The organism is Bradyrhizobium sp. AUGA SZCCT0431 (assembly GCF_018131065.1).
Taxonomy (GTDB): domain Bacteria; phylum Pseudomonadota; class Alphaproteobacteria; order Rhizobiales; family Xanthobacteraceae; genus Bradyrhizobium.
This window is the reverse complement of sequence record NZ_JAFCLR010000049.1, coordinates 43,709-57,729: the sequence shown is the minus strand read 5'-3', so window position 1 is coordinate 57,729 and position 14,021 is coordinate 43,709. Positions and strand designations below refer to the sequence as shown.

Genomic DNA, 14,021 nt, shown 5'->3' with positions numbered 1-14,021 from the left:
GCCCTCCAATGAGAGGGCGCAGGGAAGACCGGGTGCGCGCTGCACCCGCGGTCTCGCGTGCGGTTTGCACAAAACAAAGTGCACACGAGCATACAGGTCCAGCGGAGAACACCCGGCCTTCCCTGCGCAATGGCTTTACGGCTTATATCGTGCTCTCCCTGGTGAACGGGCTTTCTTGCCACCATTGCCCGCAAGAAGCGTTTGGCTCCTCACGAACGTGACGCCAGCAACGGGGCGCCAGGACCACACGACTTCGCCGTACGCTTCAGTGCCGTTCGTCGCCAGCACATCAGCGTCCACCGCAACCCGTCCAACGTCCGTGACGACGGCCGACGCCCTCTGAGTGGGACGGGATGGCCAGATATATGCCCCTGATTTTGTTTCTGGTAAACAGAAATATTTTTTATTTCGGGCTTGACGCGATTTCTGAAAACCGGAAGTGATTTGCCCGTCGGGCAGGCGGGGATGACGCCGCCGTCTACCTTGCCTCTTTTTTGCGGCCTCATGTCGAATCCATGAGGCAGGCGGCTTTAGGCCGATCGACGCGAATGACTTGGGCCGGCCGTGAACCAAACGACTGCCACGGATTACTTCATGCTTACTTCGACCTTTTCTTCATCTGCTCCGGCACAAGCGCTTCGGGAAGGAAAATCGGCTTGTCAGATGGCCACCAGGGCATCAGCTGGGGATGATAGCCTTCCGGGTAGTATTTCTGCGGGGAGATTTCCGCGTCACGAATGAACTGTGACTGTACGTCACGACGCGTTGTTGGCGGCAGCGGCATGATCAACCCGCCTGATGTCGAGACGTCGAACTGGGGCGGCGCCATGTTCGGATACTTGGGCACTACGCCATCCCGTACCCAGATTTTGTCCTTGGTCATGTTCACGACTACCATGTCCGGCGCACCAAATTGGAACGGACCCTTCCAATGGTGGCGCACTTCTGCCACGAGCTCCGGCATCACGTACTCGTCGTAAGACACGTGAGTTGCCATAGCGAGGCGGGGCTTCACTTCATTGTAGAGGTAACCAGCGGCGTAGGCGGGATTATGCCAGCCATCAATGGTAGTGCGGGAAGTCAGGGGCATGGTGCCGGACACCGAAGAGCTGATGGCCACCGTCTCCGGCTGAATCTCGGTGATCAGCAGGTCGCAACCCTTGGCGTACGTTATTGTCAGCGAATTGGGACGACCGTCTCCGGTGAACGCGACACACATGCCGTTCCAATCAAGACGATACGCCGAGGCGCCATCGCTCCCATGGGATTGTTGCCAGTGGGTGATCCTGACACCGTTCTTTTCGTAGGCCACGCCGCCGTCATTCTTGTAGTCAAACTCGTTGACTTCGATGTCATAGCCTTTGCCAATCGGGCTACCGGCACTGAAGTTCTCCATGTGCCAAAACAACATCTCCTTCATATGATACACCATATGACTGATACCGTGTTTCGGAGTCCGTCCGGAGGGGCCATTAATCCGGAAGGTTTCGTGCCAGCGGCCACCCCAGGCGCCAAACACGAAGGCATACGGCACGGAAGCGAAATGATCCCAATGCAGGTGGGTGATGAAGATGTCGTTGATCTGGTTCAGCGGTACTCGGGAGGCCAAATAGTTGGCGATGGAGCCGGGGCCGAAATCGAAGATGAAGCGGTCGCCGTTGCCAACCTCGACATAGATCGACGTGCCCATTTGGCCCGGTCGTGGCAAAGGCGAACTCCCCATGAAGGTCACGCGGATTTCTTCCGGCTGCACCTCTTCCGTACCCGGGGTCCAGTTGGCTGCGCTCTTCAGCCACGGCATCGGTGCGATGCCGTCAAACATGAGCCCTTCCTTCCAGCGTCCGAGTGGTCGGCCGGCTGTGGCGATATCCTGCAAGATCTTCGGGTCTGCCTGAAACCCCTTCTTCTCAAGCTCCTGCAACTGCTCTGGAGTGATCGAGAGGCTGGGCATCTGTGCGGCAGACACTGATTGTAGACTGATCATCGCCAGGACAATCAGAATTATCCGCGCCGGGATTCTCATCTTTTCTCTCCCTTGCGTGATGGCACTCAGTCAGAAAACGGAAGAAGCCACGGAGAGTGCTGCGGACTAAGTCGACCGCTTCCATCGAAAACTAATTCGTCCGTCGCAACGACAGGAGGAGGCGCCCACTTCTGCTCGGTCATCTCGGCACGGCACCAGGCATGTAGGTCCGCAAGATCAGAAAAAATACGCTCTGCTCCTCACAATCAGCCCTGTTCCCTTACGCAACATGGACAAAGGCGGGCCAATACGTCTCAGCTTCTGCCAACGACGACCATGCCAGTTTTTTGCAGGCCTCCGCCCGGATGCTTCGGGATATCAGCGCCTGCCGACGCGATTAACCGGACCGCCGCGATTCATCGGCGTTCCTGGCCGCACGCCAACTCCAGCCGCACCGACGCCGGGGGTCACCACGGCTCGCGCGACTGGTCGCGGCCGCAGCACGACGCCGGGCCTTACGACACATCCAGCCGGATACGAAACGTATTGGCAGTACACTACGGCACTGGCCGGTTCGCTGCTTGCGGCCATGAACCCAGTGATCAGTAGCGCCGATAACGCGAGCGGAGTCTTCATTTTGGCCTCCTTTGTTTCGACGATTGATTGAGCTGGAGCCCTTCTTGGTCTGCCTACACTAAGCCGAAGTTGGCTTCGAACGAACCCCAAAAGCAAACAGCTGCTTGATCTGGGTTGCTAAGCACGGCGGGAATGCTTACGGCCTGGCGTGGCTGTAGTGGTTTTCGAGCAACAGCCGCGGCTGGCGTGTCCCGCCAATCGGTTTTTGCGTTGCACCGAGACGCGGTGAGGCATTCACTCGGTGTGCGGACACAGTTCTCTCCGGAGATGAGACATGGCACATGCGAAATCCAAGCGAGGGACAGGTCGCTGGCTCATGCATGCCGGCCTTGGCGTCGCTGCGTTGATGTTCGGGGCGCTGCCCGAGCCGGTACACGCCGACGAAGTCGGAGTATCGTACTGGGTCCCCGGCCGCTTCGGCAGCCTCGCAGCAGTACCCACCGTGGCGGGGTGGTCCATGGCCGAGGTGTATTATCACACTACTGTCGGGGGGTCGGGCGCTGTGGCGGCGGCAAGGGAAATCCAGATCGGCAGGATCCCGGCGACAGTCAACGTCAACCTGAACGTCAATCTGAATGCGCAGGCCGACCTTATTCTGCTCAATCCGACCTATACCTTCGCAACCCCTGTTTTGGGCGGACAGCTGGCCATTGGCGTAACTGGCTTGTTCGGGCGGTCGAGCGCCAGCGTCGACGGGACGCTGACGGTAGCGATCGGACCCCTGTTCGGGACTCGGACCGGCTTCCTTGGTGATTCCATTACTTCCGTGGGGGATTTGTACCCGCAGGCAACGCTGAAATGGAACGCTGGCGTGCACAACTTCATGACCTATGTGACGGGTGACATTCCCGTCGGGGCGTACGATTCCACGCGTCTCGCCAATCTCGGCATCGGCCACGCCGCCATCGACGGCGGCGGCGGCTACACCTACTTCAATCCGGCAACCGGGCACGAATTTTCGGCGGTCGCGGGCTTTACCTACAACTTCAAGAATCCGGACACGAATTATCGGAGCGGGGTCGATTTCCATGTCGACTGGGGTGCATCCAAGTTTCTGTCGAAGCAGGTGTTTGTCGGTCTTGTGGGATATGGATACCAGCAGATCACGGATGACTTCGGTGCACACCCGATCCTAGGTGGATTCCGATCGCGCGTTCTGGGAATCGGACCGCAGATTGGCTTCCTGTTTCCTGTAGGTGACATGCAGGGATATCTGAACTTGAAGGGTTACGGCGAATTTGAAGCTGCCCATCGGCCATCGGGCTGGAATACCTGGCTGACATTCTCGATATCGCCGATGGCGCCCACCAGCACTGTGGCGCCCACGCGCCGGATCGTTACCAAGTAATGCGATCACGTGGCGTTCTCGGACAGAGGCCGGTTACGGCAACGTCCGGAAACGGTAGTATGCCTGACCAAATAGAGCACTGCGGGCTTCCAAGCGGTTTTGGGAAGGCCTAACATCGCGATAGCTCGAGATTTATTAAAGCCATCACTTGAAGTCATAGGGGGCGCCGAAATGATCCGCTTGTCTTCTATGTCCGCAGCAGCATTTGCAGGCGTATGTGCCGCAAGCCTGCTTGTCACGATGGCCGCCGCAGAAGATTCAACCACGGACATCGGGACACTGGACAAGGAGACCGCCGATAAGGTGTTCCCGTCCAAGCCACCTTACTCGCCATATGCGGGGCGCAACTTCCCGACACGGCCGTATTTCGGCGACACCCACACGCACACCTCATACTCGATGGACGCCGGCGCGTTCGGCGCCCGGCTCGGTCCAAAGGACGCCTATCGCTTTGCCAAGGGCGAGGAAGTTATCGCTTCCAGCGGACAACGTGCGAAGCTTTCACGCCCGCTGGACTTCATGGTGGTAACGGACCACTCGGATGGGATGGGCTTCTTCCCGCAACTGATCGGGGGCGATCCTGGCCTGCTGGCGACCCCGCAGGGGCGGAAGTGGTACGACGAGATCAGTTCCGGCAAGGGGGCGCAGGCCGCCATCGATATCATCGTCAGCTTCGGCAAAGGACAACTGCCGAAGGGCTTCCCGACGCCGGGGACGCCGGCCTATCGCAGCGCCTGGCGCGAAACCATCAAAGCCGCCGAAGAAGCCAATGAGCCGGGCCGTTTCACGGCTTTCATCGGCTATGAGTGGACTTCGAATGCCGGCGGCAACAACCTTCATCGCAACGTCATTTGGCGCGACAACGGAGCCAAGGCGAGCCTCGTAGAACCCTACACCACGCAACCGCCGCTCGGCAGTCCAAATCCCCGCGATCTCTGGAAATGGATGGCGATGGTTGAGGAGAAGACCGGCGCCGAAATTCTGGCGCTGGCGCACAACGGAAACCTGAGCAACGGCCGGATGTTTCCGATCATCGAATCCTTCAACGGCAAGCGGATCGACCGTGAATATGCGGAGAACCGCATGCGCTGGGAGCCGCTCTACGAAGCCACCCAAATGAAGGGCGATGGCGAGACCCATCCATTTCTTTCACCTAATGATGAATTTGCAAACTACGAACGATGGGACAAGGGCAACCTCGATCTGACCGAAGCGAAAAAGCCGGAGATGCTCGAGTTCGAGTATGTCCGTTCGGCACTCAAGAACGGCCTCAAGATGGAAGCCGAACTCGGCCTGAATCCCTACAAGTTCGGCCTGGTCGGGAGTACCGATACGCATACCGCGCTCGCGGCGGTCGAGGAGGACAATTTCTTCGGCAAGACTTCTTCTGCCGAACCGAGTGCCGGCCGCGCGATGCACCCATTCGTCAAGACCGATAAAGCCGTTATCATGGGCTGGGAGACCACGGCGTCCGGCTACGCTGCGGTATGGGCAACTGAAAATACCCGTGAAGCGATTTTCGACGCCATGAAGCGGCGCGAGACCTACGCCACTACGGGTCCGCGCATGGCCGTTCGCTTCTTCGGCGGCTGGGATTTTGAGGCTGCTGACGCCAACAACCGCACGCCGGCGCGAATTGGCTACACCAAGGGTGTACCGATGGGTGGCGATTTGAGCGATGCGCCAAAGGGAAAATCGCCTTCGTTCCTTGTCGCCGCATTGAAGGATCCGATCGGCGCAAATCTGGATCGCATCCAGGTCATCAAGGGCTGGGTTGGCAAGGACGGGCAGGCGCAGGAACGCATTTATGATGTCGCAGTGTCTGGAGGCCGCACGATCGACGCCGAGGGCCGTAGCAGAACATCCGTCGGCAGCACGGTCGATGTCGCCAATGCGACATGGACGAACACGATCGGCGCGGGCGAGATGATCACGGTATGGAAAGATCCCGATTTCGACCCTGCATTGCGCGCGTTCTACTATGTGCGGGTGATCGAAATTCCGACGCCGCGCTGGACGGCCTATGACGCAAAATACTTCAGTGTCAAAATGCCGGCGGAAGTCAGAATGACGACCACCGAACGCGCTTATACCTCACCGATCTGGTACACGCCTTGATCGCTCGGCTGCTGAGAGAGCCATTACTCCAGTTCCTCGCTCTTGGCGCAATGCTGTTCGCGCTCTACGGCCTGGTCGGCAAGCGAAGCACGGAGACGCCTGAGAAAATCGTCGTTTCCGCCTCGCGGATAGCCAATCTCGGCGACGGATTTGTGCGAACGTGGCGGCGGCCACCAAGCGAGCAGGAACTGCAGGGGCTTATCGAAGACTACATCCGCGACGAAGTCTTCTACCGCGAGGGCAAAGCGGCCGGGCTCGACCGAGACGACGTCATCATTCGTCGTCGCGTGCGGCAGAAGATGGAATTTCTCGCCGCGGACATGCCGGAACCGAGCGACGAGCAGCTTGCCGCTTACCTCGCGTCCAATCCGGAGCGCTTCAAATCCGACGATCAAATCACATTCCGTCACGTCTTCCTGAGCGCCAGGCGGCGCCCGAATACCATCGAGAGCGACAGCAAGCAGGTTGCGAGCGTCCTGGCTGGCGCCGACGCGGCTGTAGATACGACGGCACTCGGCGATCCCTTTCTGCTTGGCGAGGAGTTTCGTGGCTTCTCGGCAACAAAGGTAACGAACCAGTTTGGCGAAAGCTTCGCCAAACGGGTACTCGCGATGGAAAAGGGTCGCTGGCAGGGACCGGTTTCTTCGGGCTTTGGACAGCATTTCGTCTTTATCAGCGAACGAGTTTCCGGCAGCTTGCCGCCACTCGATGATGTCCGGCCGGCCGTCCGCCGAGAGTGGGCGAACGCGCGTCGCCTTGAGGCAGAACAGAAGCTGTATGCCTCGCTACGGGAGCGCTACGAAATCGTGGTGGAAGCGCCTCGTTCCGAGGCGGCGTCAGCCGACGTCGGTCGATGACCCGTTTTCGTTGGTTCATTGCTGTTCTGGCGGTGCTGCTGGCGCAATCCGCGATCTCGGATGAACTTCGGCCTGGCTATCTGGAAATGCGCCAGACCAGCCCCGGCGAGTACAATTTGCTTTTCAAAATCCCTGCGCGCGGGGAGGACTTGCGGCTCGCGATCTACGTCAAGCTGCCCGAGGGCACTCAAGATGTAGGGCCGCCCCGTGCATCGCTCAGCGACGGAGTCTATGTTGAACGCCGCACCATTCGGCGGGACGGAGGATTTATAGGGCAGCCGGTATCCATCAACGGACTATCGGCCACATCGACTGATGTACTGGTTCGGATCGAAAGCCTTGGCGGCGCAGTACAGACCGAACGGCTTTCTCCAACGAACACGGCATTCATCATTCAAGCTGTGCCTGGCGCTTGGGAAATTGCAGCGACCTATCTGCACCTGGGTGTCGAACACATTCTTTTCGGCTTCGACCATTTGCTGTTTGTGCTGGCGCTGGTGATTCTCGTACGAGGCTGGGGCCGCGTGGCCATTACGGTGACGGCATTCACGATCGCGCACAGCATTACCCTCGCTGCGGCGGCGCTGGGCTTCGTGAATGTGCCGGGACCGCCCCTGGAGGCAACCATAGCACTCAGCATCATGCTGGTTGCGATCGAGATTCTGAACGCCCGTCGTGGGAAGCCGAGTTTGACCGCGCGCCTGCCATGGCTCGTTGCCTTCTCCTTCGGCCTCCTGCATGGCTTTGGATTTGCTGGCGCGCTGGCTGAGGTGGGATTACCTCAACATTCGATCGCCGTTGCGCTGCTGTTTTTCAATATCGGGGTAGAGATTGGGCAGCTCATCTTCGTTGCCGCAGTTTTGTCGCTGATAGCATTGCTGCGCCATCTGGCCTCAATGCTCGTGGAGCCCACGCGGATACAGCCGGCACTTGACCGTCTCGATGTGAGCGTCGCCTACGCCATAGGCATCATGGCGGCCTATTGGGTGATCGAGCGCACGACCGCTTTTTTTGCGTAGCACGTGGGCGCATTTGAGCACAGAGGCCGCTTGCAAGCTCGAACTACGCCGTTAGGATTCGAGGTTTAGAATGCCAGCTTGCCCTACTTCTCAGTCAAGGCGACGAGTGGTGGCTTCGTTTGCACGGCGTCGTCGCCGATACTGCAGGGCAATGATGACAACAGACTCCCGGAGTGGCAGTGTTGGTGGCAACAGCGGCGTACGCGGCAGGATCGTCCCGGGCAGGGCCGAATTGCGGCGTGCTTGATTGCAAGCAAATCAGCCTCGAAGGATTGTGTGGACGATATTCAAAAGGTCCTTGGCGGCTGGCGGCTCAATAAGGACTACGCCAAGCCGCCGATGATCCGGATATTTTGATATCTGCGAAATAACCCAGATGGGGTAGGCCGCCTGACGTATCGAGACATCTTCGCGAAAAAGCAGTTTTGTCTGTTAGAGCCGGAGGCCGCTTCATGATCAACCAGAATTGGTGGTTTTCGACCCTGCTGAGAAAGCAGTTCAAATACTGTCCTCCGCTCGACAAGGAGATCAAGTGCGACGTCTTGATCGTTGGGGGAGGTTTCAGCGGGATGAGTGCCGCGGCGGAATTCCTCCTAAAGGGATTCAAGGTGGTCCTGATCGACAGGAACATTGTCGGCGGAAGCTCTTCAGGCCGCAGCGCCGGATTTTTGACCCCCGACAGCGAACTGGAATTGCATCAGCTGGTCCGCAGGTATGGACCGGACACTGCCGAGCGGATTGGCGAAGATCGTCGGCAAGCCGGTGCTTTTCTCGCTCGCGAATAGCTGGGCCAAATTCTACCAGGTGGACACCCACCGAAAGCCCGTTGCGATGAAGGATGAGTTCTAGGAAGCTGTCACAAGCAATGCAGCAAACCCCATGGATGTCCGTTTGAACGAAGACCACAAGATTGATTTTGAACGGCTCAATTCGACCGTCATTCGATTGGCAATTCGACTGGCGTTTTTGGGTGCCATTCTATTTTTGGCGTTATCGATCGTTCGTCCGTTCCTGGAGACCATCGCCTGGAGCGTCGTGTTGGCGGTGGCGCTGTATCCGATTTTCGATTGGATGGCGAATGGCCTCGGTGGACGCCGGAAATTGGCGGCGGCACTCATCACGATCCTGCTTCTCTTGATCGTATTCGGGCCTGTAACCTGGCTTGGTCTGGATTTGGTCGAAGTTCCGCGCATGATTTACGCGCGCCTCGACTCCGGAGCGATATCCGTTCCTCCACCGGATGAGACCGTCAAAAAATGGCCCTTGATCGGTGAGCCGGTGTTTCAATTTTGGGAGCTGGCATCGACCAATCTGACCGGCGCGCTTGCTAAAATCGCGCCTCATCTCAAGCCGATCGGGGGCACCCTGCTTGGTGCAGCCGGGAGCGTTGGAGCCGCCATCCTTCAATTCCTGGCCGCCGTAATTGTCGCCGGATTTCTGCTTTCACCGGGTCCGATGCTGGTGGAAGCCGTTGCCGTTTTTTTGCATCGGCGTGTCTCGCAACGCGGCCACGAATTCATGCAACTGGCCGGCGCAACCATTCGGAACGTGTCCCAGGGGGTCATCGGTGTTTCGCTGCTGCAGGCGCTGCTCGCGGGCATCGGACTCATGGCGGTAGGGGCGCCCGGCGCAAGCCTGATTGCGTTCGCCGTTCTCATCCTGGGGATCATTCAAATTGGCCCAACCGTGATTTTAGTTCCGGTCGTGATCTGGGCGTGGATGACAAAGGAGACAACCACGGCGCTGATCTTTACGGCCTATATCGTGCCCGTAAATCTGATCGATAATGTACTCAGGCCGATCATATTCGCCCGCGGTCTGAAGACGCCGATGCTGGTAATCATTGTCGGCGTCATTGGAGGCACTCTGTCGAATGGCATCATCGGTCTTTTCGTTGGTCCGATCGTGCTGGCCGTCGTCTGGGATCTGCTGGTCGCGTTCGTCCGAGATGGCGATGCCAAGTCAACCTAGCCAAGTCAGCTAGCTTATTTGTCCATCAAGGTTCCCGAGGGCAGGCGGGCACCGATCGCGCAGGGAGCACAGACCTGCCACTGCAGGGGAGGTCCGATCATGGGTACCGAGCCGAGTCCGGAAGCCAAACAATTTCGGGTCGAACGTTCGCGCTTTGAGCAGACCGTTCTGTTGCTGCAGGGCGGTGGTGCACTCGGCTCGTATCAGGCCGGCGTCTACCAGGCGCTCGCTGAGGCCAATTTACATCCGGACTGGGTTGCCGGTATTTCGATTGGTGCGGTGAATGCAGCGTTGATTGCGGGTAATCCGGCAGAGAAACGCGTCGAAAGACTGCGGGAGTTCTGGGAGGCCGTGAGCACGCCGCCGCTGGGCGTGCCTTATCTCAAATCGGTCGACATCAAAGACGATTTCACCCATCGCCTGGTCAATCAAACGCGGGCGCTCGGCATCATGATGTTCGGCGCGCCGCACTTCTTCACGCCCCGTCCGCTCTCGCCGGTGTTCTGGCCGTCGCCAGATGCCGACCAACTCAGCTTCTATGACGTCGCTCCGCTGAAGGCGACGCTCGAGCGCCTGGTGGACTTCGACCGGCTCAACGCCGGCGCCATGCGCTTCAGCGTCGGCGCGGTGAACGTCAAGACCGCGAATTTCGCCTATTTCGACACCACGACCCATCGTATCGGCCCCGCGCACATCATCGCCAGCGGTTCGCTGCCGCCCGGCTTCCCGGCCACCGAGATCGACGGCGAGTATTATTGGGACGGTGGGCTGGTTTCCAACACGCCGCTGCAGTGGGTTCTCGACAGTCGGCCGCGGCTGGACACGCTGGCCTTCCAGATCGATCTGTGGAGTGCGCACGGCAAGTTGCCGCGCAATCTCGGCGAAGCCGACGTGCGGCAGAAGGAAATCCAGTTCTCCAGCCGCACGCGTGCGGCGACCGATCAGTACAAGCGGGCGCAGAAGCTCCGCATCGCCTTCGCCAGCCTGCTGAAGGACCTTCCCGCCGAACTGCTGGATCGTCCGGAGGTGAAAATGCTTGCAGCGGAGGCTGACGAAAAGGTCTGCAATATCGTGCAACTGATCTACAACGCCCAGAACTACGAGGGCATTGCCAAGGACTTCGAATTTTCCCGCCGGACCATGGAGGAGCACTGGGCCGCCGGTTATGAGGATGTCGTTCGCGCCATCTCCCATCCGGAAGTATTGCAGCAACCCGACAAGCTGGAAGGCGTTCGCACCTTCGACTGGGCCCATTACCGGCCGCAATAATGCAAGTGAGGGCTCACTGGCCGTTCAACGTCGGCCCCGCCCGTTTCCCTGCGGTCTGCGGCTTATAGACCGTCTCTGATGCCCTTGAAGAGCGGATGCCGGACCTTCCCTTCCGCGGACTTTGCCCGGTACTCGATCTCGGCGAGCAGTTCCGGTTCGACCCATATCGCCTTGTGAGAGATCCGCTTTGCATAGGGCTGGGTTTTGCGGATCAGTGGCGTCAGTCGTTTGCGCAGCTCGGCGACCGACGTCTTGTCAAAACCATGATCGACCTTGCCGGCGTAGATCGTCTCGCGCTGGGCGCAGGTCTTCTTGACCCAGTTCTTGCCACTGCCGGACGCATAGATGCTGTCGCGAACTTTTGAAACAAGGCCCTCGAGCCCCACCTTGCAAGCGTGCTGCCGCGCCGGGTGTAGACCTTGATCGCTTCGTTAGCGAGGTGGACCTGAACGCGGTAGCCGTCGAACTTGATTTCGTGAATCCAGCGTTCGCCATTTGGGACGTTGCCGATGGCGGTGGCAAGAGCGGGCTCGACGAATCCGGGGAAAGGCGTCTTCACGTCAATCGCTTCCGGCTTTTTCCGTTGAAACGCCACTGCTATGCGACCATCTCGGAGCCGGCTAGGACGCATCTAACAACCGCACGCAAGAGACTCCGGGATTGAAAGCAAATTTGCCGCGGTCGAGGTCAGGGACGCGTTTTTTCAGAGCCAGCCGAATAGCTCCACGATCTGATACCCGAGACGGAGGATATGAAGTCTCTGTGCAGGCAAGTCGATCTTTTGGCGCCATCGAACAACACGGTAACGCCCGTATTGCTATTGCTCACCTCGACAACGATGCCGGTCAGGTTTGCCAGCTCGGGGCATCGAGCAGCACCTAGCCTACTCATCTTGAAGCGAGTCCCGACAACTATCCTGTCGTTTTCCCGAGCCATCTCAAATCTAAAAAAAATGAATTTCGCTAAAGCGCAACAATAAGAATCAGCGGACAATTAATGCGTGCAAGCTGACAAAGATTAAACCTCTCAAGCCAAGCTTTCCATCACCCTTTTGGGTGAGCTGCTTCGGCAAAATGAAGTTCTTGCGGGCCTCCGCCGGGGCTCCTAAGGTGTCTGCCTCACTGGTCCGATCCGATGCCGCGAATTTTGCCATCGAAGGCCTGTCCGAAGTGCGCAGGTCCGCGCCAGCGGGAGCCGGCCTTGCTAGGCGCCATCTACACCTGCGAGAGATGTGACCGGGGCGACCCGATGGACCAGGCCGATCTCTGGATTAATGGCGAACTGAAGCCGCCGGGCCTGCTCAAGCAAACAGATCCGCGCCGGCCGTAGTAAACTTCACATGCTGTGGCCGATCTCGACCGGCAGGGCTCAATCGAGCACGAGGACACCTAAACCGGTGAGATTCGGTATACCTTCTCGCATCTCGACGAAGCCCAAATCCATCAGCGCCGCTAGGTCATTTTCGCTGACGGGCGTCAATTTCGTTCGTTTGGCTCTGATATCGCGCATCGCCCAGCGGAGGCGGATCGCGGTGTCAAGGCCAAGTCCTTCCAGCAATGACTTTGCTTGTCCTGCCCGTCTCACCGCATCTTCAGCATCGGGTGGAGCGTCAACTGCAGGGGCTTGAACAGAAGGCTCCTCTTCGTTTGGTTGCTCAAAAGAAGTTGCCGGCGGGGGCTCAATCTGGGTCGAAATTAGCGGAGGCTCGCGGAATATCTCCGCAAGAACTTTGTCCATCTCCTGAAGTTTATCCGTACTCATTTTTTGGGCCTTCACCCCCCGGACGGGCCGAATTTGTCGCGATTGCGGATCCAAATTAGCGCCGGACAGCCGTCTCCAAGAACTCCTGCACGGAGCGCGGCACTTGATCGTACTCGACAAATCGCCGGCGCAACTCGTCGGCGATATCCATGGTCACGTCCCGCGACCAGCCGTCGGCGGTATTGAAGGCTACGATGCGCGCCGGATGTCCACATTGGTCGTTCATAAGGTCGCGGATCAGCGTCTCGCGATCGGTACCTGCTTCGTTGGTCTCGCGCCATGCTCGGCCTAAACGGGTGCCGAAATCGTCCAGCACCAGGTAAACGTCCCGGTCCGCTTCTCGCGGCACGATCGACGGTGAGCGACGCATAACGGAACTCCCGGTCCAGAAGACAATGTCAGCCTCCAGAAGGAGGCACCGAAGCCGTCACTCGAAAGCAAACCCATCGGGTCTATTCGTTAACAAAAATATTCGATCCCGTGTGTGGGCCTTTTGGGGTAATCCCCGGACATTCATGAATCCGGCAACCCGAGCGAGCGCGCAAGCTTTGCGGCGGGTCTAACCGCTCCTTCTTGGGTTCTAACGCGCGGTCGATCGCCGCTTTGCGTCCCGAATGGCGACTTGCGCTCCCGCGCTTCGCCTTGCGCGTCGACCTGAGGCTAGATCGACAGACCAGTTTATCGATGCCCCCTGTACGGTCGGCGAGGTGCATCAACCCCACAATTGCGGCAAGGGTCACCAAGCCGAAGAGTGTTGCGACAACCGCGAGCATGGTCGGCTCATTTAGTTCGGCGAACCATCTGTCCGGTTAAGGGCTTTTCCTCCCGGCAACGGGCCAAGGGAGCTAAAGGATGGCGGTCAACAAACCGAAGGGCGACAATGCAAGCAAGGGCGCGATGAAGAAGCGCACCCAGCAGAACACGAAGCTCGGCGGCGCCAGCGCCTGGACCAAGCGCAACAAGAAGAGCGGCGAGTTCATGGCCGTCAAGAAGCCGGCGAACGAGACCAAGGCCGTGAGAAAGTTCAAGGGCGTGCGGCGGGAGAAGTGAGGCGGTCAAATACCGCCGATCGCCCACCA

At 58.8% G+C, this 14,021-nt stretch carries 12 protein-coding genes and 1 pseudogene; 8 read left to right on the top strand and 5 right to left on the bottom strand.

All coding sequences use genetic code 11. The features are described 5' to 3' along the window. Positions 1-598: 598 nt before the first annotated feature. Positions 599-2,023, bottom strand: coding sequence for a guanitoxin biosynthesis MBL fold metallo-hydrolase GntH (gene gntH / locus JQ567_RS32990; protein WP_212442680.1), 1,425 nt, complete (start codon positions 2,021-2,023; stop codon positions 599-601). Positions 2,024-2,341: 318 nt separating this feature from the next. Beyond that, positions 2,342-2,554 (bottom strand): hypothetical protein, encoded by a 213-nt coding sequence (locus tag JQ567_RS38440; protein WP_409363649.1) that lies wholly within the window; start codon positions 2,552-2,554, stop codon positions 2,342-2,344. Positions 2,555-2,915: 361 nt separating this feature from the next. Here JQ567_RS38440 and JQ567_RS32985 point away from each other — a divergent pair, with 361 nt between their 5' ends. The 7 genes from JQ567_RS32985 (at position 2,916) to JQ567_RS32955 (ending at position 11,181) form a co-directional block, all read left to right on the top strand. Further along, complete coding sequence (locus tag JQ567_RS32985) at positions 2,916-3,947, top strand: transporter (protein ID WP_249165887.1); 1,032 nt, start codon at positions 2,916-2,918, stop codon at positions 3,945-3,947. A gap of 189 nt (positions 3,948-4,136) precedes the next feature. After that, on the top strand, positions 4,137-6,065 hold the full coding sequence (locus JQ567_RS32980; RefSeq protein ID WP_212442678.1) for a DUF3604 domain-containing protein: 1,929 nt from the start codon (positions 4,137-4,139) through the stop codon (positions 6,063-6,065). Further along, the gene (locus tag JQ567_RS32975; protein ID WP_249165882.1) at positions 6,062-6,922 is read left to right on the top strand and encodes a peptidyl-prolyl cis-trans isomerase; all 861 of its coding nucleotides are present in this window, start codon (positions 6,062-6,064) and stop codon (positions 6,920-6,922) included. Before JQ567_RS32980 ends, JQ567_RS32975 begins: the two co-directional genes overlap by 4 nt. Further along, entirely contained in the window at positions 6,919-7,941 is a 1,023-nt protein-coding gene (locus JQ567_RS32970; RefSeq protein WP_212442677.1) for a HupE/UreJ family protein, read from the top strand. Before JQ567_RS32975 ends, JQ567_RS32970 begins: the two co-directional genes overlap by 4 nt. Positions 7,942-8,393: 452 nt before the next feature. Further along, complete coding sequence (locus JQ567_RS32965; RefSeq protein WP_212442676.1) at positions 8,394-8,726, top strand: FAD-dependent oxidoreductase; 333 nt, start codon at positions 8,394-8,396, stop codon at positions 8,724-8,726. 106 nt (positions 8,727-8,832) lie between these two features. Beyond that, on the top strand, positions 8,833-9,912 hold the full coding sequence (locus JQ567_RS32960; RefSeq protein ID WP_249165881.1) for an AI-2E family transporter: 1,080 nt from the start codon (positions 8,833-8,835) through the stop codon (positions 9,910-9,912). Between the two features lie 99 nt (positions 9,913-10,011). Next, positions 10,012-11,181 (top strand): patatin-like phospholipase family protein, encoded by a 1,170-nt coding sequence (locus JQ567_RS32955; protein WP_212442674.1) that lies wholly within the window; start codon positions 10,012-10,014, stop codon positions 11,179-11,181. Positions 11,182-11,243: 62 nt separating this feature from the next. Here JQ567_RS32955 and JQ567_RS32950 read toward each other — a convergent pair. From JQ567_RS32950 to JQ567_RS32940, 3 genes and pseudogenes are all read right to left on the bottom strand, one after another. Next, a pseudogene (locus tag JQ567_RS32950) lies at positions 11,244-11,776 on the bottom strand (hypothetical protein). 773 nt (positions 11,777-12,549) lie between these two features. Beyond that, positions 12,550-12,942 (bottom strand): hypothetical protein, encoded by a 393-nt coding sequence (locus JQ567_RS38435; protein WP_249165888.1) that lies wholly within the window; start codon positions 12,940-12,942, stop codon positions 12,550-12,552. A gap of 55 nt (positions 12,943-12,997) precedes the next feature. Then, complete coding sequence (locus JQ567_RS32940) at positions 12,998-13,312, bottom strand: hypothetical protein (RefSeq protein ID WP_212442673.1); 315 nt, start codon at positions 13,310-13,312, stop codon at positions 12,998-13,000. Between the two features lie 482 nt (positions 13,313-13,794). On the opposite strand from JQ567_RS32940, the gene JQ567_RS32935 reads away from it, so the two are divergent. Then, a complete protein-coding gene (locus tag JQ567_RS32935) occupies positions 13,795-13,992 on the top strand; it encodes a hypothetical protein (RefSeq protein WP_212442672.1) in 198 nt (65 codons plus the stop codon). Positions 13,993-14,021 lie beyond the last annotated feature (29 nt).

Bases quoted from the DNA above. Each gene is read 5' to 3' on its own strand.
- gntH (WP_212442680.1), bottom strand. From the start codon at position 2,023: ATGAGAATCCCGGCGCGGATAATTCTGATTGTCCTGGCGATGATCAGT.
- JQ567_RS38435 (WP_249165888.1), bottom strand. From the start codon at position 12,942: ATGAGTACGGATAAACTTCAGGAGATGGACAAAGTTCTTGCGGAGATA.
- JQ567_RS38440 (WP_409363649.1), bottom strand. From the start codon at position 2,554: ATGGCCGCAAGCAGCGAACCGGCCAGTGCCGTAGTGTACTGCCAATAC.
- JQ567_RS32955 (WP_212442674.1), top strand. From the start codon at position 10,012: ATGGGTACCGAGCCGAGTCCGGAAGCCAAACAATTTCGGGTCGAACGT.
- JQ567_RS32980 (WP_212442678.1), top strand. From the start codon at position 4,137: ATGTCCGCAGCAGCATTTGCAGGCGTATGTGCCGCAAGCCTGCTTGTC.
- JQ567_RS32985 (WP_249165887.1), top strand. From the start codon at position 2,916: ATGCATGCCGGCCTTGGCGTCGCTGCGTTGATGTTCGGGGCGCTGCCC.
- JQ567_RS32965 (WP_212442676.1), top strand. From the start codon at position 8,394: ATGATCAACCAGAATTGGTGGTTTTCGACCCTGCTGAGAAAGCAGTTC.
- JQ567_RS32935 (WP_212442672.1), top strand. From the start codon at position 13,795: ATGGCGGTCAACAAACCGAAGGGCGACAATGCAAGCAAGGGCGCGATG.
- JQ567_RS32940 (WP_212442673.1), bottom strand. From the start codon at position 13,312: ATGCGTCGCTCACCGTCGATCGTGCCGCGAGAAGCGGACCGGGACGTT.
- JQ567_RS32970 (WP_212442677.1), top strand. From the start codon at position 6,919: ATGACCCGTTTTCGTTGGTTCATTGCTGTTCTGGCGGTGCTGCTGGCG.